Below are 20,535 nucleotides of genomic sequence, written 5' to 3'. Positions count from 1 at the left end.
CTGCACCTTCCCTTATCGTGCAACCGGCAGGTGGACCTTGAAATGGGTCCATCCTTCCGTGTCGTCGCGTTCATGGCTGATGCGGCCATCCATGTCGCGCACCAGCTTGTTCACCAGGGCGAGCCCCAGCCCCTGCCCGTTCTTCTTCGATGATACGAAGGGCTCGAAAATATGGTCGCGCAGGGCAGGATCGATGCCCGGCCCATTATCGCTGACGCGCACTTCGATCGGCAGCTTCACCGGCCTGCCCAGACGCAGCGCGGTGAGGACAAGGCCCGAAACGAAGCGGGTGCGGATCACGATCTGCGGATGTTCCGCATTGCGGCAGGCATCGCGCGCATTGGAAATCAAGTTGATCAACACCTGCACCAGAGCATCTTCATTGCCCAGTACCTGCGGCAAGGAAGGATCGAATTCCTCGCGAATGTCGACGTCATTGTCCCCTTGGGCCCGGAACACGTTCACTGCCCGCCGAATGACCTCGTGCAAATTGCAGGGCGCGACGGGCTCTGGCTGTTCGCGCCCCAGAGACTGCATCCGGTCGACCAGCTTGGCGATCCGGTCCACCTCGTCTGCGATCAACTGGGTCAGCGCCTTGTCGCCGTCGGATAGCTTGCGTCCCAGCAATTGCGCCGCGCCGCGAATAGCCGAAAGCGGGTTCTTGATTTCGTGGGCGAGAATGGCGGGCGCGCGCAGAGGTGGCTCGTCACCCTCCCCCAGTGTTTCGGTTGCGCGGACATCGTTCATCGCCAGCATTTGCCAGCCCGGATGGTCGATCACCGGGGAAAGGATCAGGTCCAGCTTGTGCTCGGCATTACCGATGCGCGTTTTCACGGAGAGGGCGGAAATTTGGGAGTCGCCGCGATCCAGCCATTCATAGAAACGCGCTTCGTCGAAATGGGCGATCTCATCCAACTTGCGCCCTACAAGGCGCTTGGCGCCGATCCCGATCAGTTGCTCGGCGGCGGGATTGGTTCCTTGAATGACAAGCCCCGGCCCTAGCAACAAGACGGCGCTGGAAAGGCTCGCCAATTGTTCCGCAGGCTGAGGAAAGTCGCTCACGCGGCGCGCAATCCTTCGGGAGCAGCGAGGAACGGCTCGTAAAACCGGGCAAGCTCGCCCAGCACCTGATCCGCATCGTCAATGAAGTTCACGAAATTGCGGAAATCGGCGGAGCCATGCAGGCCCTTGGTGTACCAGCCCAGATGCTTGCGGGCGATTTTCACACCGGCTTCGCGCCCATAGTGCTCGAGCATGGCGTTATAATGCTCGACCATTACGGCATATTGCTCCGCGATGCCGGGCGTCGGCACTTTCTCACCGGTCTGCAACCAGTGCATCACCTGGCCGAGCAGCCACGGCTTGCCATAGGCGCCGCGCCCGATCATCACGCCATCTGCGCCGCTCTGTTCGAGTGCGGTCGCCGCATCTTCCTCGCTGCAGATGTCGCCATTGACGATCACGGGAAGCGAGACTGCTTCCTTCACCTGGCGCACGAAGGCCCAGTCGGCCTCGCCCTTGTACATCTGGTTGCGGGTGCGGCCATGGACGGTGATCATCTTCGCGCCCAAATCTTCCGCGATATGCGCGAGTTCGGGCGCATTGAGGCTGGTGTGATCCCAGCCCATGCGCATCTTCACAGTCACTGGCACCGAAACGGCCTTCACCGTCGCCTCGATCAGCTGCGCGGCCAGCGGCAGGTCGCGCATCAGTGCGCTGCCCGCATCGCCATTGACGACCTTCTTCACCGGGCAGCCCATATTGATGTCGATGATCGCCGCGCCGCGATCCTCGTTCAGCTTGGCCGCTTCGCCCATTTCGGCAGGCGTGCATCCGACCAGCTGCATGGAAACCGGCTCTTCCACGGGATGCCAAGCCGCCTTCTGCAAGGACTGGCGCGTCTCGCGGATCATGGCCGGGCTGGCGATCATTTCGGTGACGTTGAGGCCAGAGCCATAGCGACGCACGAGAGTGCGGAACGGCATGTCGGTCACGCCCGTCATCGGCGCGAGCACGACCGGCGTGTCGATCGTGACAGGCCCGATCTGGATCGGCTTGAGCCGCGGAATGTGGGTCGAAAGGGTCATGCTGTGCCGGTGTGCCTAAAAAACGGGCAGCGCATAGTGGATTGCGGTGCCGCCTGCAAGCAGCTAACCCGCGCGGCCCATGGGCCAGGCTTCCTCCCTTCCCGCATTCGCAGCGGTAATCGTCGCCGCAGGCAAGGGTCTGCGCGCTGGCCAGCCACTGCCGAAGCAATTCGCGCAATGGCTGGGAAAGCCGGTGCTGCGCCATTCGGTCGAAGCGCTGGCGTCGGCCGGGGCGACCCCGATCGTGGTCGCCATTCCGGACGGCGCCGAGGAAATCGCCTCTGCCGCGCTGGCGGGCATTGCGGGAGTAAAATTCGTCACCGGCGGGGAAACGCGGCAGGATTCGGTCCGCGCCGCGCTTGAGGCTGCGGAAGCCGAACGCCCGCAATACGTGCTGATCCATGACGCCGCCCGGCCCAATTTGTCGCGCGCGGTGATCGAACGGCTTCTTGGCGCTCTGGATATGCATCCGGGGGCCATCCCTGCCTTGCCGGTGGTAGACAGCCTTGCGTTCGACGAAGACGGCCTGATGGCCGGCAGCGCCCCACGCGCGAGCCTGCGCCGGGTGCAGACCCCTCAGGCGTTTCACTATGCCGATATTCTCGCCGCGCATCGTGCGTGGACGGGCAACACCGATGCCGGAGACGATGCGCAGGTGGCGCGCGCTGCCGGCCTTGCTGTTGCGCTGGTCGAGGGTGACGAGGCGCTGCGCAAACTGACATTCGCGGAGGATTTCATGGACGATCTGCCTTCGATCCGCATCGGCACCGGCTATGATGTCCATCGTTTGGCCGAAGGCGAGGAGCTGTGGCTGTGCGGCGTGAGGATCGAGCATTCGATGGGGCTTGCCGGGCATAGCGATGCCGACGTGGCGATCCACGCAGCGGTGGACGCGATCCTCGGAGCCGTGGCGCTTGGCGATATCGGCCAGCATTTCCCACCCAGCGACGCGCAGTGGTGTGGGGCCTCTTCAGACCGCTTTCTGGCTCATGCCCTGCACCTTGCGACACAAGCGGGCTATCGCCTTGGCAATCTGGACGTCACCATTATCTGCGAAGCCCCCAAGATCGGCCCCCATCGGGACGCGATGCGCGGGAAACTCGCAGAGATTGCAGGCGTTGACATTGGATGCGTGAGCGTGAAGGCAACCACTACGGAACGGCTCGGTTTCACCGGGCGAGGCGAAGGCATCGCAGCGCAAGCCGCCGTCACGATGATCAGGCACGCCCGATAGGAGCATGTCCATGACTAGATTTCGCGCTGCTTTCACCGCGCTTTCCTTTTGTGCGCTCGCGCAGGCTTCGATTGCGCAGGCTGCCGATCCTGTTCCCTGCGTGACAGGCGCAGAGGCCGCCGCGCTGTTCGTCTATGTCGTGCCGCCCACTATCGAGGCGGTCGGCAATAGCTGCGAGGGGCGGCTCAGTCCGGATGGCTTCATGGCCAAGGGCAGCCGCAATCTCTCAGCGCGTTATGCGGCGTTGCAGGACGAGAGCTGGCCCAAGGCCAAGCGAGCCGCCCTCGCCCTGTTCACCATGGCGAATGGCAAGGCGAAACCGGGCAAGCGCCAGTTGCAGGCCATGGCGTTCGACCCCGCCGGGATATTTCAGAGCCTGCCCGACAATGTCGCCCGTCCGCTGGGCGATGCCCTGATCATGCAGAAGGTCGCCGAGCAGGTCCGCCCGGAAAAATGCGGCCAGATCGAACTGGTGCTGAGCGCCATGTCCCCCATCGAACCGCGCGATGCGGGGGCACTGCTGGGTGCAGTGGCGAATCTGGTGGGCATGGAGAATCTGCGCGTGTGCAAGGTGGATTGAACATGCCCGAGATGCTCCTTCCCAAGATGATCGTCGATCTCGCCACGCGCGTGATCGAGGAGAATGCCATTGCCGGCCGCAAGGTCGCCGTGGCCGAAAGCTGCACGGGCGGGCTGGTTTCTGCCGCGCTCACGGAGATTCCCGGCTCGTCCGCCGTGTTCGACCGGGGCTTCGTCACCTATTCGAACGAAGCCAAGCAGGAGATGCTGGGCGTAAAGGGCGACATCATCGAGGCTTTCGGTGCTGTCTCCATCGCCTGTGTCTATGCCATGGCGCAGGGCGCGCTGGAGCGCAGCAATGCCGATGTCGCAGTGGCGATCAGCGGGATTGCCGGGCCGGACGGCGGTTCCGAAAGGAAGCCCGTGGGCACCGTCGTCTTCGCCCGCGCCATTCGCGGATCGGAAGAAAAGGACGCCGAGCAGCGGATTTTCGAAGAGCAGGACCGCGCCGGGGTACGCCGTCACGCCGCGCTGGTGGCGCTGGAACTGCTGCTGCCGTAAAGGTCCCTGGCGCGCGCCTCGAAGGCGGCGACCATTTTGTGAAAGGCGCGGTCGACATATTGGCCGGCCAGCGCCTCGAAGATGCGGTTCTTGAACGTGAAATCCACCGCAAAGCGGATTTCGCAGCCGCCATCCTCGGTGGGAACAAAGGTCCAGCGATTGTCGAGATCGCGCATCGGCCCGTCGACATAGATCACTTCGATGGACTTCGGCCGATCCTTCATCACGCGCGAGGTGAACTTCTCCCGCAGCGCCTTGAAGCCCACCAGCAGGTCGGCCACCATCTCGGTCTCGCTATCGGACTTGACCCTTACCCCCACTACCCAGGGCAGGAATTCCCCATAGCGGGCAACATCCGCCACCAGGTCGAACATCTGTTCGGCACTGTAGGGCAGTCGCTTCGTTTCGCGGATAGAGGGCATCAGGCCTTTGCCGGCTTCGCCTTGGCAAGCTTTGCTTCGCGCGCGGCGCGCATCTGGGCGAAATCGTCGCCGGCGTGATAGCTCGACCGGGTCAGCGGGGTTGCCGCCACCTGCAGGAAGCCCTTGGCCCGTGCGATTGCTCCATAAGCATCGAAGGTCTGCGGAGTGACGAATTCCTCCACTTTCGCATGCTTGGGGGTCGGCTGCAGATATTGGCCCATGGTGATGAAATCGACATCGGCGCTGCGCATGTCGTCCATCACCTGATGCACTTCCAGGCGCTGTTCGCCCAACCCCAGCATGATCCCGCTCTTGGTGAAGATCAGCGGATCGTGGCGCTTCACTTCCTCCAGCAGGCGCAGCGAAGCGTAGTAGCGCGCGCCCGGGCGGATAGTGGGATAGAGCCGGGGAACGGTCTCGAGATTGTGATTATACACGTCGGGCCCGGCTGCACAGATCGCCTCGACGGCTTCGCGCATCTTACCGCGGAAATCCGGGGTGAGGATTTCGATCGTCGTATTGGGCGTCGTACGGCGCAGCGCCTCGATCACCTTCACGAACTGCCCTGCCCCGCCATCTGGCAGGTCGTCACGGTCCACCGAGGTAATGACGATATGTTCGAGCCCCATCTTCGCGGCGGCCACGGCCACGTTCTCAGGCTCCATCGGGTCGACCTTGCGCGGCATGCCTGTCTTGACGTTACAGAAGGCGCAGGCCCGCGTGCAGACATCGCCCAGGATCATCACCGTGGCGTGCTTCTTGGTCCAGCACTCGCCGATATTGGGGCAGGCCGCTTCCTCGCACACCGTATTGAGCCCCAGGGTGCGCATAAGATCGCGCGTTTCCTGATAGCCCTTGCTGACAGGGGCCTTCACCCTGATCCAGTCGGGCTTGCGGGGGCGTTCCTGCTTCGGCGCGGAGGAGAGGTCATTCATGCGGCCCATCTAGGCGCGAGGGTTGCAACCCGCAAGCGCAGGCGGCATGGCAAAAACATGACTGCGCCTGATTCTCCTGAACTCGACGCTCTCATTGAGGGCTACCGCCGCTTTCGCGAAGGTCGTTGGCATCCCCAGCATGAGCGCTGGGCCACGCTGCGCGAGGGGCAGAGCCCCAAGGTAATGATCATCGCCTGTTCGGACAGCCGGGTCGATCCCGCCCAGGTGTTCGATGTCGATCCCGGCGAAGTGTTCGTTGTCCGCAACGTGGCCGCGATGGTCCCTCCCTTCGAAACGACGCCCGGCCATCACGGCGTTTCTGCCGCGCTCGAGTTCGCCGTGCAGGTGCTCAAGGTGCGCGAGATTCTCGTGATGGGCCATGGTATGTGCGGCGGCTGCAAGGCGGCGCTGACCCAGGAACTACACGGAACCGAACCCGGACAGGGCGGCTTCATTGCCGACTGGATCGCCATGCTGGACCATGTGCGCGAGCCCATCGTGCAGCAATACGGCACCGAAGGCCGCCCGGCCGAACGAGCGATGGAGCAGGCCGGCGTGAAGGTCAGCCTGGCCAATCTGCGCACCTTCCCTTGCGTGAAACACAAGGAAGCCAAGGGCGAACTGGTGCTACGCGGCGGCTTCTTCGCGATTTCAGATGGCGTGTTGCATCTGCTGGACGAGGAAACCGGCGAGTTCCATCCTGCCATCTAACTTGCGCAGGCCCCTTCAGGCTGCGACAAACGTGTCATGCCTGAAGCCCTGCTCAAGAATATCGCCCTGCTGATCGATGCGGACAATGCCAGCCATCACGGGATCGATCCGGTCCTGACGGTGCTGGCCGAGCTTGGTCAGGTGAACATCCGCCGTGCCTACGGCAATTGGGCCAAGCCCGCGCTCTCCAACTGGAACCGCATCACGCATCGCTACGGCATCAGCCCCCACCAGCAGTTCGACCTGACCAAGGGCAAGAACGCCACGGACATGGCGATGACGATCGATGCGATGGACCTGCTTTATGCCGGCAAGGTCGATGGTTTCGGCATCATGAGTTCGGACAGCGATTTCACGCCGCTCGTCACCCGGCTGCGGCAGGATGGGCTGATCGTCTATGGCTTTGGCAGCGACAAGGCACCCGAAGCGTTCAAGACCGCGTGCACCCGCTATATCGAAGTGGATCAGCTGATCCTCACTGCCTCCGCCGATGAGGCGAAGCCGGTCAGCAGCACCGTGGACCGCCAGTTGATCGACCTCCTCGGCGATGCCTGGAAGGCGGCCAATCGTGACGAGGAAGGATTCGCGCGGCTACACGAAGTCGGCCAGATCGCGGGCAACCGTTCGAGCTTCGACGTGCGCAATTACGGCTTCAAGCGCCTCTCCGAACTGTTCCGCACCATCGATAATTTCGACCTGAAGCGCCGGGATGACGGCCAGCTTTACGTCCGGCGCCTGCGCTGAACCCGGATAAGAAAACGGCGCGGGAAGCATCCTTCCCGCGCCGTTTCCGAAACTTGGTGGAGTGGCAAATCAGCCCGTCGGGCTGGCCTTGCTGTCAATCCAGGCCAGCCACAGCGTGGCGATAGGCGCACGATTGCCGGCCACCTTGGCGAGATTGGCGCGCGCATCGGCAAACTTGCCCTGATCGGCCTGCGCGATGGCAAGCCGCATCAGCACGCGATTGCTGTCCACTCCGCCCTTGGTGAGGGCAAGCTGGAACATCTTTTCCGCCGAAGCAGCGTCGCCAAGCGACTGATAGACTTCGCCCGCATCGCGCGCAGCTTCACCCTTGGGATCCTTCTCCGCTTCGGCGGCAATGGCTGCAACGCCCTTACGCTCGCTGTCCGCACGGCTCTTCGCCATTTGCAGAGCGGTGTTCGTGAATTCGACCACCGAGGCACTTACGCCTGCAGCAGCGTCAGTGGCCAGCAGCCCCCGGCCCATCGCGTCTTCGATTGCCGGCAGCACTTCGTTCGGCAGGCTGCGAGCATCGGCGGCGTCGATATAGCCGACATAGTCGGCAGTGCTCAGCAACGAGCCGGTGCGGTCCATCAGGCGATAGAGGTCCAGCTTTTCCTGGATATCGAACTCATGGCTGCGCATCAGCTGGGCGATACCGGCCTGCCAGGACTGCGGCGTCTTGCCGAGCTTGGCATAGAGCCCGGCCCAGCTTGCCACGCGAGCCGTGTCGCGGATTTCGAGCGAGTGGTTCAGGCCGCTGCCTGCCCATGCCAGCGGCACGTCCTGACCGCCGGAAAGGCGTGCGTCGATGGTGCGGCGCAGGTAATCCAGCCCTTCGGGAACGCGCTTGGCGCGGAAGAAGCACTCGGCCGCATAGACGGCGCCGTTGATCTCGCCTGCCTGATAGGCCGATTCGAACGCGGCCTGCGCATCGTTGTAGCGATTGTGATCGAAATAGAGCTGGCCGACCTCGAACCAGCTCGGGGCGATCTTTTCGGGCTTCAAAACGCCGCTGGCGATCTTCGCCTTCACGCCCCTGGCCGACAGGTCGACATCGCCGGTGAAGCTGCCCAGGAAGGTCTGGAATTCACCGACCATATATTTGTCGTCCGCGCTTTCAGCCTGTGCGGCGAGCGATTCGAGAGCGGCCCGTTCGGCAGCGGTCTTGGACTGAAGCGTGCGGCCTGCCGCCTGGAAGGCACTTTCGGCAGCATTGAAATCGGCATCGCTCTTCGCGGTGCCAAGCTGCTTGCTTGCCGCGACCAGCGCATTGATGTCTGCCGCGAGGGCCGGGTTGTTACGGGCGGCGTTCAGCTGCTCGGAAACTGGCTGTGCGGCCTTGGCGAACTTCTTGGAATACTGGGGCGCGTCGGACTGGGCATAGGCCGGAGCAGCGAAGCTGCCCACGGTGCCGCCAACAGCTGCAATCGCCAATGCGATGCCGGATACGAATCCCTTGCTGATGCTCACACGATTGGAGCTGCGCGCGGGATGGGACACACGAAACATCAATCTCTCTCCTGACAGGGAACGAATAGCGGGAAGATTCCCCGCTTCACTGGCGCTTGGCGCTACTGCCGTGTTGCTCACCATAATGCAATCCGCTGCTAGGACCGGCGCGGTGAACCGGGTTTGAACGCATGATCGGACGCGCAGGTTCCGATGTGTGGATAAAACAGGCCTGCAAGGCGGATCGAGGCCCCTTTTGCTGGCGAAACGGGCAGCTATGGCCTAGTGCTTTGGGGCATTAGCCCAAAACAATAACAACGAGCGAAGAACGCAGTTGAGCGACACCACCGATATCACTGAGCCGGGCTTGCCGGCCGAGGAATTTCCCCGCGTCGACATCGTCGACGAGATGAAGACGAGCTATCTCGATTACGCGATGAGCGTGATCGTGAGCCGCGCGTTGCCTGACGTGCGCGACGGCCTGAAGCCCGTTCATCGCCGCATCCTCTATGCGGCCCAGGAAGGCGGCTATGTCGCCGGGCGGCCCTATCGCAAATCGGCCAACATCGTCGGCGACGTGATGGGTAAGTATCACCCGCATGGCGACAGTGCGATCTATGACGCGCTCGCCCGCATGGTGCAGCCCTGGTCGCTGCGCGTGCCGCTGATCGACGGTCAGGGCAATTTCGGCTCGATGGACCCCGATCCGCCGGCCGCGATGCGTTACACGGAATCGCGCCTTGCCCGCGTGGCGAACGCGCTGCTCGACGATCTCGACAAGGACACGGTCGACTTCACGCCGAACTATGACGCGTCGCGCAACGAGCCGACCGTCCTGCCTGCCCGTTTCCCCAACATGCTGGTCAATGGCGCAGGCGGTATCGCGGTCGGCATGGCCACCAACATTCCGCCGCATAATCTGGGCGAAGTGATCGACGGCTGCCTGGCGTTCATCGAAAATCCCCGCATGACCAGCGAGGAACTGTTCGAGATCATTCCGGGGCCGGATTTCCCGACCTCGCCGCTGATCCTCGGTTCCGCCGGTTCGCGCGCGGCCTACACCACCGGGCGCGGTTCCATCCTGATGCGCTGCCGCCATCAGATCGAGGAAGGCCGGGGCGACAGGCGCTCCATCGTTCTCACCTCCATTCCCTATCAGGTCGGCAAGGCCGGTCTGGTGGAGAAGATCGCCGAGGCCGCGAAGGACAAGCGGGTTGAAGGCATTTCCGACATCCGCGACGAATCCAACCGTGACGGCGTTCGCGTGGTGGTCGATCTCAAGCGCGATGCCACGCCGGACGTGGTGCTGAACCAGCTTTGGCGGCACACGCCCGCTCAATCGAGCTTCCCGGCGAATATGCTGGCGATCCGCAACGGTCGCCCGGAAGTGATGACGCTGCGCGACATCATTCAGGCGTTCATCACTTTCCGCGAGGAAGTGATTACCCGTCGCACCAAGTTCGAATTGAACAAGGCCCGCGAACGGGCGCACATCTTGCTCGGCCTCGTGGTTGCGGTCAGCAATATGGACGAGGTCGTGGCGATCATCCGAGGTTCTTCGAACCCGGCGGAAGCGCGCCAGCGCCTGCTCGCCCGCGAATGGCCTATCGGGGATATCGCTCAGTATATCCGCCTGGTGGAGGCCATCGAGCCGACGCTCGAACAGCATGGCGGCACCTACAAGCTTTCCGAGACCCAGGTTCGCGCCATTCTCGATCTTCGCCTGCATCGCCTAACGGCTCTTGGCCGAGACGAGATCGGCGACGAGCTGAAGGAACTGGCGATCAGGATCGAGGAATATCTCACCATCCTCGGCGACCGTGCGCGGCTCTACGAAGTGATGCGCGAGGAACTGGTCGAGATCCGCGAGCTTTACGCGACCCCTCGCCTCAGCCAGATCGCCCCCGCTTGGGACGGCATCGAGGATGAGGACCTGATCGAACGCGAGGACATGGTCGTAACCGTGACCCTCGATGGCTACATCAAGCGTACCCCGCTCTCCACCTTCCGTGCGCAGAATCGCGGCGGCAAGGGCCGCGCCGGCATGTCCACCAAGGACGAGGACGCGGTGAGCGAGATGTTCGTCACCAGCACTCACAATCCGGTGCTGTTCTTCTCCACGGCAGGCAAGGTCTATCGCCTCAAGGTGTGGAAGCTGCCCGAAGGCGGGCCTGCCACGCGCGGGCGACCGATCATCAACATGCTCCCGGCGCTGGAAGATGGCGAAACCATCGCCACCGTGCTGCCGCTGCCGGAAGACGAGGCAAGTTGGGGTTCGCTCAGCGTCGTCTTCGCGACGGCCAAGGGCAATGTGCGCCGCAACTCCATGGATGCCTTCGCCAACGTGCCCAGCAACGGCAAGTTTGCGATGCGTTTCGAGGAAGGGTCTGACGACCGCCTGATCGGCGTCGCCCTGCTCGATTCCGGTGACGACGTCCTGCTTGCCACTCGCGAGGGCAAGGCGATCCGCTTTGCCGCCGACGAAGTGCGTGAGTTCACGAGCCGCACCTCCACCGGCGTGCGCGGCATGACACTGAAGGGTGAGGACGAGGTCGTTTCGCTCTCGATCCTCCACCGCGTCGGCACTTCGGCAGAAGAGCGCGAGGAATATCTGCGCTACGCCCCGTGGAAAGCGGAGAAGGAAGGCGAGCCGTCGATGACGGCGGAACGCTTTGCCGAACTGACCGAACGCGAGCAGTTCATCCTCACGGTCTGCGCCAATGGCTATGGTAAGCTCAGTTCCGCCTATGAATATCGGCGGACCGGGCGCGGCGGCCAGGGCATCACCAATATCGACAACATCAAGCGCAACGGCCCGGTCGTCGCCAGCTTCAGCGCCACTCAGGCCGATCAGCTGATGCTGGTGACCGACCAGGCCAAGCTGATCCGCATCGGGCTGGAAAGCCTGCGCGTCATCGGCCGTGCCAGTGCCGGTGTGCGCCTGTTCGACGTTGCCGGAAACGAGCAGGTCGTGAGCGCAGTGCGCCTAGATGAGCAGGAAGCTGGTGGCGAGGAAGAGGCTGCTGAAACCGAAGCCGTCGAAACCGCAGCGGCTCCCGAGGCCGGAGATACTCCTGCCGAGGAGTAATCCGGCCTATTCCGGCGCGTAGCTTACTGCCTCCAGATTGATCCCGTCGGGATCGAGCACGAAGGCGGCGTAGTAATTGTCGGCATAATCCGCACGCAGCCCCGGTGCGCCGTTATCGGTGCCGCCGGCGGCCAGCGCGGCCGCGTGGAAGGCACGGACCACTTCCCGGCTCTCCGCCTCGAACGCGACATGATAGCCCTGCCCCGGCTTGATATTGTCGCCCACCCACAGCACGGGCTTCCCGTTCGGCCCATATCCCAGCCAGGTGCCGCCAGTGTGCGTCACTTCCGGTCCGGTCTCGAAAATCAGACTGTATCCCAATGGCTTGAGTGCCTGATCGTAAAAGGCGCGAGCGCGGGCAATATCGGTAACGGCGAGCCCAATGTGATCGAGCATGGGAACCTCCCTTTCGCCGCATCCGGCGACTCTAGCGGCTACTGACCAGTTTCAGTTCCGGATCGCGCTTGCGCAAGCTCTGGATCACGCCGATCGCGATCAGGAACTGCCCCAGATAATAGGTCGGCCAGACGAAGACATGGGGAATATCGCTGGAGGCCAGAGGCCCCATGCCCGCAAAAATCAGCAGATCCGAAATCACGAACAACACTGCCCCTGCCCCCACGCGATAACGCGGGAATGTGCTCATCCAGGCGCAGGCTGCCATGCCGCCAAGCGCGAGCGCATAAAGCGCCACCTGAACTGCCCCCGCCCGGTCGGACGGAAGGAAATAGGCAATCACCGGAGTGAGGATCAGGATACAGGCCGCCAGCGCCTTCTGGCTGGGGCTGGTTTCCTCCCGCCGGTGGCGCAGATACAGCGTGATGGCGAAAATATGGGCCGCAAAGAACAGCAGCGCACCGATCTGCAGATCGTATTCGATCCCAATATCGCCAAGCGCGCCCAGCCCCAGAACCCAGGTCAGCAGCCGCGCATCCTTGCCGGAATGGCGCACGAAGGCATAGATCGCGAGCAGGCCAACCGACGCGCCCTTCAGCGCAACAGCCAGCATTTCCGGTATTTCCGCGTCGCGCAGATAGAAATAGGCGGCGGCTGAAGCGATGCTCGCCAGCAGGAAGGGCCGTTTCTCGTAAAGCGCGTGGCGGGACATGCGGAAAGCTCCTTGCCGCACGCTTGGCCTTGAACTTGCCCGAGCGCAAGCGGTAGGGCGCACAGCCATGGCGCATGACGTACACATAATCGGCGGCGGCCTCGCGGGAAGCGAAGCGGCCTGGCAACTCGCAAAGCGGGGAGCGAAAGTTCGCCTGTCCGAAATGCGGGGCAGCGGCGATATGACGCCGGCCCATCAGGGCGATGGGCTGGCGGAACTTGTCTGTTCCAACAGCTTCCGTTCGGACGATGACGAAAAGAATGCGGTTGGCCTCCTGCATCACGAAATGCGCAGGCTCGATTCCGTTATCATGCGGGCGGGTGAAGTGGCGCGCGTTCCCGCCGGGTCTGCAATGGCAGTGGACCGTGAGCTATTCTCGGCCGAGGTCGAGCGAGAATTGCGCGCCCTGCCCAATGTCGAGATCCATCGCGAACGGATCGACACACTGCCGGACGCCGGGTTGACCATCGTCGCCACCGGCCCGCTGACCGCTGCTGCCCTGGCGGAAAGCATCGGCCGTGCAACCGGCGCCGAAAGCCTCGCCTTCTTCGATGCCATCGCCCCGATCGTCCACCGCGACAGCATCGATATGGACATCTGCTGGATGGCGTCCCGCTGGGACAAGGGCGAAACGAAGGATTACATCAACTGCCCCATGACCAAGGAGCAGTATCTCGCCTTCCATCAAGGCCTCCTCGACGGCGAGAAGACCGCCTTCAAGGAATGGGAAGCCGATACACCCTATTTCGACGGCTGCATGCCGATCGAGGTCATGGCCGAGCGCGGGGTGGAGACTCTGCGCTTCGGGCCGATGAAGCCGGTTGGCCTTGACGATCCGCGCAGTGCGACTCCCGAATTCCCGAAGGGACGCTGGCCCTATGCCGTTGTGCAACTGCGGCAGGACAACAAGCTGGGCACTCTCTGGAACATGGTCGGCTTCCAGACCAAGCTGAAGCATGCCGAGCAGGTCCGGCTGTTCCGCACCATTCCGGGGCTGGAGAATGCCGAATTCGCGCGGCTGGGCGGGCTGCATCGCAACACCTTCCTCAACTCGCCTATTCTCCTCGACAGGCAGTTGCGGCTGAAGGGGGCGGAACATATCCGCTTTGCCGGGCAGATCACCGGCTGCGAAGGTTATGTGGAAAGCAGCGCCGTGGGCCTGCTAGCGGGGATCATGACGGCGCAGGAGCTTGCCGGGCACGAATGGATCGCCCCGCCCCGCACCACGGCAATGGGCGCATTGCTCGCTCACATTACCGGCGATGCGGAAGCGGAGCACTTCCAGCCCATGAACGTCAATTTCGGCCTTTTCCCGCCTCTGCACGAAGTGAAAAAGAAGGAACGCAAGGAAGCCTATACCGAGCGTGCCAAGGTCGATTTCGGGAACTGGATCGCAGGAAGCCTCAGCACCCCGGCGTGATCTGGGCACAGGCCACCTTGTTCGTCGCGTTTCTACAATCGCGTCGAATGAGCGGGTATTAACGGGCGGCGCGTTGGGTCGCCGCACAACATGACTGCACGCAATTTCGCGAGGCAGGCTTTGCGCACTGGCGCAAACTGACAAGGAACCCAACCCGTGAGACTTCTCCTCATCGGCGCGCTGTGCTGCGCCGCAAGCACACCTGCCTTCGCCGAAACGGCGAACTTCAACGGCCCCTATATCGGCGTGAGCGCCGGCTATGGCGCCGAAAAGTCGCAATCCGACATCGCCCTTTCGGACGATTGGGATAGCGAATCTCAGGACCTGCGGGATACCGTCACGAATGGCTGGTCCACCGATCAGAGCGTCGACGGCTTCGTCTATGGCGGCCAGCTTGGCTATAATGCGCAGCTTGGCGGCAATGTGGTGATCGGGGCCGAGGCTTCCTTCCAGTTCGTGGAAGGGGACGAGACCTATTTCCGCACCGTGACCTACAGCCCATCCCTGAACTACAATGTCGCCAACAGCGTCGATGTGCAGAACCTGTTTGCGCTGAAGGGCAAGCTCGGTTTCGTCACCGGCTCCACCCTGATCTACGCGACCGGTGGCTGGGCGACTGCGAAGGCCGATCTGGGCGCCTCCGTCCATTCGAACGGCAATTACGCAAAGGCCGGCAGTTCCTCGGAATGGCTGGATGGCTATGTGATCGGCGGCGGTATCGAACACAAGTTCACGCCGCACATATCGGTACGCCTGGAATATAATTACGCCGATCTGGGCGATAGCGTTTACGAGACCGAATATCTGCAGGGCAGCAGCTTTGCCCCTCCCGGCGCTCTCTACAGCGAAACCGTGACGCAGGATTTGCGCATGCACACGGTCAGCCTGGGTGTGAATTACCACTTCTGAGCGAAAGGCGCGCCTGTTCTGTGACGGAACAGGCGTCGCCCTTTCACGGGCGGTCTAGCATTTGCAGGCCGGTTTCTTCGCTGCCGGCTTGGGCGCGGTAACGGCGAATTCGCGCGCGGTCAGTTGCCCGTCGCCATCCCTGTCAGCCCCTTCGAACCGGTCGACCGTGGTCACGGCCCATTCCTCGAAAGTGAGGAGATTGTTGCCGTCCCTGTCGAGCTTGCGAAAGCCGTCCGTGCGGGTGGAGAGCATTTCCGCGCGGCTGATGCGCTGGTCGCGATTGCGATCGTAACGGAAGAAGCGCTGCTGTTCCTTGGTCAGTTCGCTTGCTTCGGGCGGAGCGGGGCCGCGCATTCCGCTGATGTCGGCTGACGGCAGAACCATGGGGTCTGCGGCGAGCTTTTCGGGCGAAGGCGGCGGCGCGCCTTTTTCGACCTCGGCCCGTCCCTGCCACCAGAACAGCCCCACGGCGACCAACGCCAGTGCCCCCACTGCTCCCAGCACGATGCGGTTCATGCCCGTTCCCCCTGCGACCCTGGCCCCGACACTATGCTATCGACCGACAAGGCCCAAGCGGATTGCGGCAAGCGCACTGGCCGGGCCATCGAGAAGCGGTGCCCCGCCCTTGGCGATGCTTCGCCTCGCCAAGCCGTCCAGCACGGCAAGGCTGCGTAACGCTCTGGGCAAGGCAATGCCCTGCCCTCGCTCCGCACCTGCCAGGGCGAGAACCTGGGCCCGCTCCCCGGAATTGCTGAACTTGGTCGCCAGATCGGCAAGGGCGAAACGGCGCCCGGCACGCAGGGCATCGTCTACCGCGTGGTCAGCGCCGGAGAGGCGGGCCAGCGCGGCAAAACCGGCAGCCCTACCCGCCGCGATCCGTTCGACTGCGGCAAGGTCCATCCATTCGGAAAGCAGCACTTCCCAGCCATCGACGAGCGCCTGAAGCGCAATTTCCTCGCCTTCGAACAGTGTCAGAGAAGCAGCCAGTGCGTCGGAATTTTCGCGCTTCACCACGGGAAGTGCCAGTTGATCGCGCCACCACGCGAGGCGCATCTGGGCCATGATCGGCTCGCTGGCCTGCCGCACGGCCTGTGCCAGCCTCGCCTCCAGTGCGAACAGCACCAGCGTCCGCGGCTTTGCGCGAGCGGGCGCATAGGCCAGAGCCAGCCTCTGGGGCGCGGGCAGCGTTTCGATCAGGCTTTGCGACATGCGAGAGCGGATCGCGCAAAGCGCCCGCCGTGGCAAGCCACAGCGGGCATCAATCGCTTAGCGGTAACAGACCTTCTTCACTGCCTCGACGATGCGCGGGGCATCGATCAGCGCCATCTTTTCCAGATTGGCGGCATAAGGCAGCGGCACGTCCTCGTCGCATACGCGCAGGACGGGCGCATCGAGATGGTCGAAACCGTCTTCCATGCAGATCGCCTGGATTTCCGAGGCGATCGAGCATTGCGGCCAGCCTTCTTCCGCCACGACAAGGCGGTTGGTCTTGGCGAGGCTCGCCAGCACCGTTTCCTTGTCCAAGGGACGCAGGGTGCGCAGGTCGATCACTTCGGCATCGATGCCTTCTTCGGCCAGCTTGTCCGCCGCGTCCAGCGCCAAGCCGACGCCGATGGAATAGGACACGATGGTCACGTCCTTGCCCTCGCGCATGATCCGCGCCTTGCCGATGGGCAGGACGTGATCGTCGAGCTGGGCCAGTTCATAGCTGCGGCCGTAGAGCAGCTCGTTTTCGAGGAACACCACCGGATCGTCGCAGCGGATGGCGGCCTTGAGCAAGCCCTTCGCGTCCGAGGAATCATAGGGCGCGATCACGATCAGGCCCGGCACGGCGGCATACCACGGGGCGTAGTTCTGGCTGTGCTGTGCCCCGACGCGGCTCGCCGCGCCGTTCGGGCCACGGAACACGACCGGGCAGCGCATCTGGCCACCGGACATGTAATTGGTCTTCGCGGCGGAATTGATGATGTGGTCAATCGCCTGCATCGCGAAGTTGAAGGTCATGAATTCCACGACCGGACGCAGGCCGCCCATCGCCGCACCGGTGCCGATACCGGCAAAGCCATATTCGGTGATCGGGGTGTCGATCACGCGCTTCGGCCCGAATTCCTCGAGCAGGCCCTGCGTGACCTTGTAGGCGCCCTGATATTCGGCGACTTCCTCGCCCATCACGAAAACGCGGTCGTCACGGCGCATTTCCTCGGCCATGGCATCGCGCAGGGCCTCACGCACAGTGACGGAGATCATGTTGGTCCCGGCCGGGATTTCCGGATCGCCTGCGCGCGGCGCGGAGACGGGCTTCTCGGCCTTGGCGACGGACGGCTCAGCCGGCGCTTCCGCAGCAGCGGCAACAGGAGCCGGGGAAGCAGAAACTTCCTCCCCCTCGCCCGCAATCAGCGCGATCACGGTGCCGACCTTCACGTTCTCGGTCCCTTCCGGAACCAGGATCGAGCCGACGGTACCTTCGTCCACGGCTTCGAATTCCATCGTCGCTTTGTCGGTTTCGATTTCGGCCAGAATGTCGCCGGCGCGCACTTCGTCGCCTTCCTTCACCAGCCACTTGGCCAGCGTGCCTTCCTCCATGGTGGGGGAAAGGGCGGGCATCTTCAGTTCGATCGCCATCTCAGTAGCTCCCCACCAGCACGTCGGTGTAGAGCTCGGCAGCGTCCGGCTCAGGCGAATTTTCGGAGAAGTCGGCCGCTTCGGCAACCTGGGCGCGGATCACTTTCTCGATTTCCTTCAGGCGGTCTTCGGAAATGCCGCGCTCGATAAGCTCGGCCTTCGCATGGTCGATCGGGTCGCTCTTTTCGCGCACGCCCTGCACTTCTTCGCGCGTGCGGTACTTGGCCGGGTCCGACATGGAGTGGCCGCGATAGCGATAGGTGTTGAGTTCCAGCAGCACGGGGCCATGGCCCTCACGCACGTGCTTGGCGGCGATCTCGGTCGCCTGGCGCACTTCCAGAACGTCCATGCCGTTCACATCCATGCCCGGAATGCGGAACGCGGTGCCGCGGCGATAGAAATGCGTTTCGGCCGAACTCCGCTGAACCGAGGTGCCCATGGCATACTGGTTGTTCTCGATCACGAACAGGATCGGCAGTTTCCACAGCGAGGCCATGTTGAAAGTCTCGTAGACCTGGCCCTGGTTTGCCGCACCGTCACCGAAATAGGCAACACAGATGCCGCCGTCTTCGCGATATTTGTGGCCGAAGGCCAGACCCGCGCCGAGCGGAACCTGCGCACCGACGATGCCGTGGCCGCCATAGAACGCATGTTCAGTGCTGAACATGTGCATCGAACCGCCCTTGCCCCGGCTGATGCCGGCAGCGCGCCCGGTGAGTTCGGCCATGATGATCTTGGGATCGATACCATAGGCGAGCATGTGGCCATGGTCGCGATAGCCGGTGATGACGCTGTCCTTGCCCGCTTCGAGCGCGGACTGAATGCCCACCGCAACAGCTTCCTGGCCGATATAGAGGTGACAGAAGCCGCCAATCAGGCCCAGGCCGTAAAGCTGGCCCGCACGCTCTTCGAAGCGGCGGATAAGCAGCATCTTCTCATAGAGATCGAGCAGCTCCTCAGTGCTCGCTTCGTAACGCTTTTGCTGCGCGTGAGCCTCTTGCAGGCTGTGCAGCGCAAAATTGTCCCCCGCCCCTACGGAAGGCTCCCCGTCGGGCTTCTTGGAGGTCGTTTTGCTGGAGGAAGTACCGGATTTGGAGGCAGGCTTCGCCAAAATCGTATCCCTTCGTCTGGCCCCATGCTTGTGCCGTGCACGCTACGGCACGCGCGAGCTTCGCGCTGCCTATAAGCGCAAGCCGAGCGCATAGGCAACGCCCCGAATGCACAGATGGTGAAATGCTTGAAACGCGATCCGGTGCCGAGACCGCGTGAAACTAACCGAAACGGTTAGTCGAGCTTGATGACGACTTCGTCCTCATGCACCACGTTGAGGTTTTTGCGCAGCAATTCGCCCACAAGGTCGGGATCGGCCTTGCTCGGATCGAGCAGGCTCACTCGATTCTCAAGCTCATCCCGCTCGGCCTTCAACTGGGCAATCTGGGCTTCCCGCTTGTCGAGCAGGCGCAGATTCTCTCCCCAGGCGAGTGCCCCGCTCGGCCCGGCAAGCGACAGCCCACCCAACACGAGCAGCCAGCCAAGCGCACCCATCTGCACCAGCTTTTCGCGGCGAGTCAGCAGAGTTGGTTCGGTGCGCGTCATCATTGTCATATGAATCACAAATAGTCCCCGGATTCAAGGGATTTTCAGCGATTCTGCGCCATTCATCGCATCTTCGTTCATGCGCCGGGCCGGCGGCGAATGGTCTCCTTGCCCGTGCCGCTCGGCATATCGGTGAGCGGATTGGCCGAGGTCCCCGGCGGGCAGATCGCGTCGATTGCATCAAGCAGAGCCGGATCGAGGCGCATTTCCCCGCAATCGAGCAGCGTTTCGAGATGGTCCATCACACGCGGTCCGATTATCGCGCTCGTCACCGCTGGATGTTCGGTTGCGAAAGCGATTGCCATTTGGGCCAGGGTTATGCCCGCTTGCTGCGCCAGCTTTTCAAGCTCGGCCACCAGCGCCAGCTTGTGCTGGATCACTTCCGATTCCGCGTCGAACTTGCCGGTGAAGCGCTTGGAAAAGGTCACGATTCGGCTCGATTCCGCAAAGTCGTTCGAGCCCTTGTACTTGCCCGAGAGGAACCCGCCATCGAGCGGGCTCCAGACGATCATGCCCATGCCGTAGCGCGCACAGGCAGGCAGTACGAAACGTTCGATGTCGCGATTGAAGATCGAATAGACGCTCTGTTCGCAGCGGAACGGCAGGTAACCGCGCCGGTCCGCCGTCCATTGCGCTTCCACGATCCGGTCTGCCGGAAACATCGAACTGCCGAAGCTGCGGATCTTGCCCTTGCGCACGAGTTCCGTGAGCGTGAACAGCACTTCGTCGATATCTGTGGCGGCGTCCCAGCGATGCATCTGGTAGAGGTCGATATAATCGGTCTGCAGGCGGCGGAGGCTTTCATCCACTGCACGTTCGATCCACAGGCGCGATCCGCCGCGCATGTTCGGGTCTTCGCCCATGGGATTGAAGAACTTGGTCGCAAGCACGACGCGGTCGCGCCTGCCTTTCAGCGCCTGCCCCACGATCTCTTCCGATTCGCCCCGGGAATAGACATCCGCAGTATCGAGGAAGTTGATCCCGGCATCGAAGGCGCGATGCATGATGCGCACGCAATCCTTGTAATCCCGATTGCCCATGGCGCCGAACATCATGGTGCCCAGGCACAGGCTGCTCACCCGCATCCCGGTTGCGCCCAGAACCCGCATTTCCATCGCCATTATCCTACC

General features: G+C 62.9%; 21 protein-coding genes. 8 read left to right on the top strand and 13 right to left on the bottom strand.

Annotated features, from left to right (window positions below; all coding sequences use genetic code 11):
- Positions 1-12: 12 nt before the first annotated feature.
- Positions 13-1,062: a two-component system sensor histidine kinase NtrB gene (locus WFP36_RS01255; protein ID WP_336977188.1), complete on the bottom strand. Its 1,050-nt coding sequence runs from the start codon at positions 1,060-1,062 to the stop codon at positions 13-15.
- Positions 1,059-2,087, bottom strand: a complete 1,029-nt coding sequence (gene dusB, locus WFP36_RS01250) for a tRNA dihydrouridine synthase DusB (protein WP_336977187.1) — start codon at positions 2,085-2,087, stop codon at positions 1,059-1,061. The genes WFP36_RS01255 and dusB overlap by 4 nt, the downstream gene beginning before the upstream one ends.
- Before the next feature lie 79 nt (positions 2,088-2,166).
- Here dusB and WFP36_RS01245 point away from each other — a divergent pair, with 79 nt between their 5' ends.
- The 3 genes from WFP36_RS01245 to WFP36_RS01235 are packed head-to-tail and all read left to right on the top strand — an operon-like array spanning position 2,167 to position 4,401.
- Positions 2,167-3,321, top strand: a complete 1,155-nt coding sequence (locus tag WFP36_RS01245; protein ID WP_336977185.1) for a bifunctional 2-C-methyl-D-erythritol 4-phosphate cytidylyltransferase/2-C-methyl-D-erythritol 2,4-cyclodiphosphate synthase — start codon at positions 2,167-2,169, stop codon at positions 3,319-3,321.
- 10 nt (positions 3,322-3,331) lie between these two features.
- The gene (locus WFP36_RS01240; RefSeq protein WP_336977183.1) at positions 3,332-3,901 is read left to right on the top strand and encodes a hypothetical protein; all 570 of its coding nucleotides are present in this window, start codon (positions 3,332-3,334) and stop codon (positions 3,899-3,901) included.
- A gap of 2 nt (positions 3,902-3,903) precedes the next feature.
- Positions 3,904-4,401 (top strand): CinA family protein, encoded by a 498-nt coding sequence (locus WFP36_RS01235; protein ID WP_336977181.1) that lies wholly within the window; start codon positions 3,904-3,906, stop codon positions 4,399-4,401.
- Here WFP36_RS01235 and WFP36_RS01230 read toward each other — a convergent pair.
- Both WFP36_RS01230 and lipA read right to left on the bottom strand, forming a co-directional pair.
- Complete coding sequence (locus tag WFP36_RS01230) at positions 4,362-4,823, bottom strand: type II toxin-antitoxin system RatA family toxin (RefSeq protein ID WP_336977180.1); 462 nt, start codon at positions 4,821-4,823, stop codon at positions 4,362-4,364. The genes WFP36_RS01235 and WFP36_RS01230 overlap by 40 nt on opposite strands.
- The gene (gene lipA / locus WFP36_RS01225) at positions 4,823-5,758 is read right to left on the bottom strand and encodes a lipoyl synthase (RefSeq protein ID WP_419716606.1); all 936 of its coding nucleotides are present in this window, start codon (positions 5,756-5,758) and stop codon (positions 4,823-4,825) included. The genes WFP36_RS01230 and lipA overlap by 1 nt, the downstream gene beginning before the upstream one ends.
- A gap of 57 nt (positions 5,759-5,815) precedes the next feature.
- Here lipA and WFP36_RS01220 point away from each other — a divergent pair, with 57 nt between their 5' ends.
- Positions 5,816-6,469 carry a carbonic anhydrase gene (locus WFP36_RS01220; RefSeq protein ID WP_336977176.1) on the top strand — a complete coding sequence of 218 codons (654 nt, stop codon included), beginning with the start codon at positions 5,816-5,818 and terminating at the stop codon, positions 6,467-6,469.
- A 36-nt stretch (positions 6,470-6,505) separates the two neighbouring features.
- On the top strand, positions 6,506-7,213 hold the full coding sequence (locus tag WFP36_RS01215) for an NYN domain-containing protein (protein ID WP_336977174.1): 708 nt from the start codon (positions 6,506-6,508) through the stop codon (positions 7,211-7,213).
- 69 nt (positions 7,214-7,282) lie between these two features.
- Here WFP36_RS01215 and WFP36_RS01210 read toward each other — a convergent pair whose 3' ends face one another.
- The gene (locus tag WFP36_RS01210; RefSeq protein ID WP_336977172.1) at positions 7,283-8,683 is read right to left on the bottom strand and encodes a hypothetical protein; all 1,401 of its coding nucleotides are present in this window, start codon (positions 8,681-8,683) and stop codon (positions 7,283-7,285) included.
- Positions 8,684-9,071: 388 nt separating this feature from the next.
- On the opposite strand from WFP36_RS01210, the gene gyrA reads away from it, so the two are divergent.
- A complete protein-coding gene (gyrA, locus tag WFP36_RS01205) occupies positions 9,072-11,750 on the top strand; it encodes a DNA gyrase subunit A (RefSeq protein ID WP_419716615.1) in 2,679 nt (892 codons plus the stop codon).
- 6 nt (positions 11,751-11,756) lie between these two features.
- Here gyrA and WFP36_RS01200 read toward each other — a convergent pair whose 3' ends face one another.
- Both WFP36_RS01200 and WFP36_RS01195 read right to left on the bottom strand, forming a co-directional pair.
- On the bottom strand, positions 11,757-12,146 hold the full coding sequence (locus WFP36_RS01200; protein WP_336977168.1) for a VOC family protein: 390 nt from the start codon (positions 12,144-12,146) through the stop codon (positions 11,757-11,759).
- 31 nt (positions 12,147-12,177) lie between these two features.
- Positions 12,178-12,858: a lysoplasmalogenase gene (locus WFP36_RS01195; protein ID WP_336977166.1), complete on the bottom strand. Its 681-nt coding sequence runs from the start codon at positions 12,856-12,858 to the stop codon at positions 12,178-12,180.
- A 67-nt stretch (positions 12,859-12,925) separates the two neighbouring features.
- Here WFP36_RS01195 and trmFO point away from each other — a divergent pair, with 67 nt between their 5' ends.
- Together trmFO and WFP36_RS01185 are read left to right on the top strand one after the other, a co-directional pair.
- Entirely contained in the window at positions 12,926-14,278 is a 1,353-nt protein-coding gene (gene trmFO, locus WFP36_RS01190; RefSeq protein WP_336977165.1) for a methylenetetrahydrofolate--tRNA-(uracil(54)-C(5))-methyltransferase (FADH(2)-oxidizing) TrmFO, read from the top strand.
- A gap of 156 nt (positions 14,279-14,434) precedes the next feature.
- Positions 14,435-15,187: an outer membrane protein gene (locus WFP36_RS01185; protein ID WP_336977163.1), complete on the top strand. Its 753-nt coding sequence runs from the start codon at positions 14,435-14,437 to the stop codon at positions 15,185-15,187.
- Between the two features lie 54 nt (positions 15,188-15,241).
- Here WFP36_RS01185 and WFP36_RS01180 read toward each other — a convergent pair whose 3' ends face one another.
- The 6 genes from WFP36_RS01180 to WFP36_RS01155 form a co-directional block, all read right to left on the bottom strand.
- Positions 15,242-15,703 carry an EF-hand domain-containing protein gene (locus WFP36_RS01180; protein ID WP_336977161.1) on the bottom strand — a complete coding sequence of 154 codons (462 nt, stop codon included), beginning with the start codon at positions 15,701-15,703 and terminating at the stop codon, positions 15,242-15,244.
- Positions 15,704-15,739: 36 nt separating this feature from the next.
- Positions 15,740-16,396: a hypothetical protein gene (locus WFP36_RS01175; protein ID WP_336977159.1), complete on the bottom strand. Its 657-nt coding sequence runs from the start codon at positions 16,394-16,396 to the stop codon at positions 15,740-15,742.
- A gap of 57 nt (positions 16,397-16,453) precedes the next feature.
- Positions 16,454-17,809 carry a pyruvate dehydrogenase complex E1 component subunit beta gene (locus WFP36_RS01170; protein ID WP_336977157.1) on the bottom strand — a complete coding sequence of 452 codons (1,356 nt, stop codon included), beginning with the start codon at positions 17,807-17,809 and terminating at the stop codon, positions 16,454-16,456.
- Position 17,810: 1 nt separating this feature from the next.
- Positions 17,811-18,920, bottom strand: a complete 1,110-nt coding sequence (gene pdhA / locus WFP36_RS01165) for a pyruvate dehydrogenase (acetyl-transferring) E1 component subunit alpha (protein ID WP_419716605.1) — start codon at positions 18,918-18,920, stop codon at positions 17,811-17,813.
- A gap of 173 nt (positions 18,921-19,093) precedes the next feature.
- Positions 19,094-19,405, bottom strand: a complete 312-nt coding sequence (locus WFP36_RS01160) for an FtsB family cell division protein (RefSeq protein WP_336977155.1) — start codon at positions 19,403-19,405, stop codon at positions 19,094-19,096.
- A gap of 77 nt (positions 19,406-19,482) precedes the next feature.
- Positions 19,483-20,526 carry an aldo/keto reductase gene (locus WFP36_RS01155; protein ID WP_336977153.1) on the bottom strand — a complete coding sequence of 348 codons (1,044 nt, stop codon included), beginning with the start codon at positions 20,524-20,526 and terminating at the stop codon, positions 19,483-19,485.
- Positions 20,527-20,535 lie beyond the last annotated feature (9 nt).

Source organism: Fulverythrobacter fulvus (assembly GCF_037154085.1).
GTDB classification, from domain to species: domain Bacteria; phylum Pseudomonadota; class Alphaproteobacteria; order Sphingomonadales; family Sphingomonadaceae; genus Andeanibacterium; species Andeanibacterium fulvum.
Note: the sequence above shows the minus strand (reverse complement) of the source record. Positions and strands in the feature narration are given on the sequence as shown.

Bases quoted from the DNA above. Each gene is read 5' to 3' on its own strand.
- trmFO (WP_336977165.1), top strand. From the start codon at position 12,926: ATGGCGCATGACGTACACATAATCGGCGGCGGCCTCGCGGGAAGCGAA.
- WFP36_RS01195 (WP_336977166.1), bottom strand. From the start codon at position 12,858: ATGTCCCGCCACGCGCTTTACGAGAAACGGCCCTTCCTGCTGGCGAGC.
- WFP36_RS01175 (WP_336977159.1), bottom strand. From the start codon at position 16,396: ATGTCGCAAAGCCTGATCGAAACGCTGCCCGCGCCCCAGAGGCTGGCT.
- WFP36_RS01235 (WP_336977181.1), top strand. From the start codon at position 3,904: ATGCCCGAGATGCTCCTTCCCAAGATGATCGTCGATCTCGCCACGCGC.
- WFP36_RS01245 (WP_336977185.1), top strand. From the start codon at position 2,167: ATGGGCCAGGCTTCCTCCCTTCCCGCATTCGCAGCGGTAATCGTCGCC.
- WFP36_RS01230 (WP_336977180.1), bottom strand. From the start codon at position 4,823: ATGCCCTCTATCCGCGAAACGAAGCGACTGCCCTACAGTGCCGAACAG.
- lipA (WP_419716606.1), bottom strand. From the start codon at position 5,758: ATGAATGACCTCTCCTCCGCGCCGAAGCAGGAACGCCCCCGCAAGCCC.
- dusB (WP_336977187.1), bottom strand. From the start codon at position 2,087: ATGACCCTTTCGACCCACATTCCGCGGCTCAAGCCGATCCAGATCGGG.
- gyrA (WP_419716615.1), top strand. From the start codon at position 9,072: ATGAAGACGAGCTATCTCGATTACGCGATGAGCGTGATCGTGAGCCGC.
- WFP36_RS01170 (WP_336977157.1), bottom strand. From the start codon at position 17,809: ATGGCGATCGAACTGAAGATGCCCGCCCTTTCCCCCACCATGGAGGAA.
- WFP36_RS01215 (WP_336977174.1), top strand. From the start codon at position 6,506: ATGCCTGAAGCCCTGCTCAAGAATATCGCCCTGCTGATCGATGCGGAC.
- WFP36_RS01155 (WP_336977153.1), bottom strand. From the start codon at position 20,526: ATGGCGATGGAAATGCGGGTTCTGGGCGCAACCGGGATGCGGGTGAGC.
- WFP36_RS01240 (WP_336977183.1), top strand. From the start codon at position 3,332: ATGACTAGATTTCGCGCTGCTTTCACCGCGCTTTCCTTTTGTGCGCTC.
- WFP36_RS01180 (WP_336977161.1), bottom strand. From the start codon at position 15,703: ATGAACCGCATCGTGCTGGGAGCAGTGGGGGCACTGGCGTTGGTCGCC.
- WFP36_RS01200 (WP_336977168.1), bottom strand. From the start codon at position 12,146: ATGCTCGATCACATTGGGCTCGCCGTTACCGATATTGCCCGCGCTCGC.
- WFP36_RS01220 (WP_336977176.1), top strand. From the start codon at position 5,816: ATGACTGCGCCTGATTCTCCTGAACTCGACGCTCTCATTGAGGGCTAC.
- WFP36_RS01160 (WP_336977155.1), bottom strand. From the start codon at position 19,405: ATGACGCGCACCGAACCAACTCTGCTGACTCGCCGCGAAAAGCTGGTG.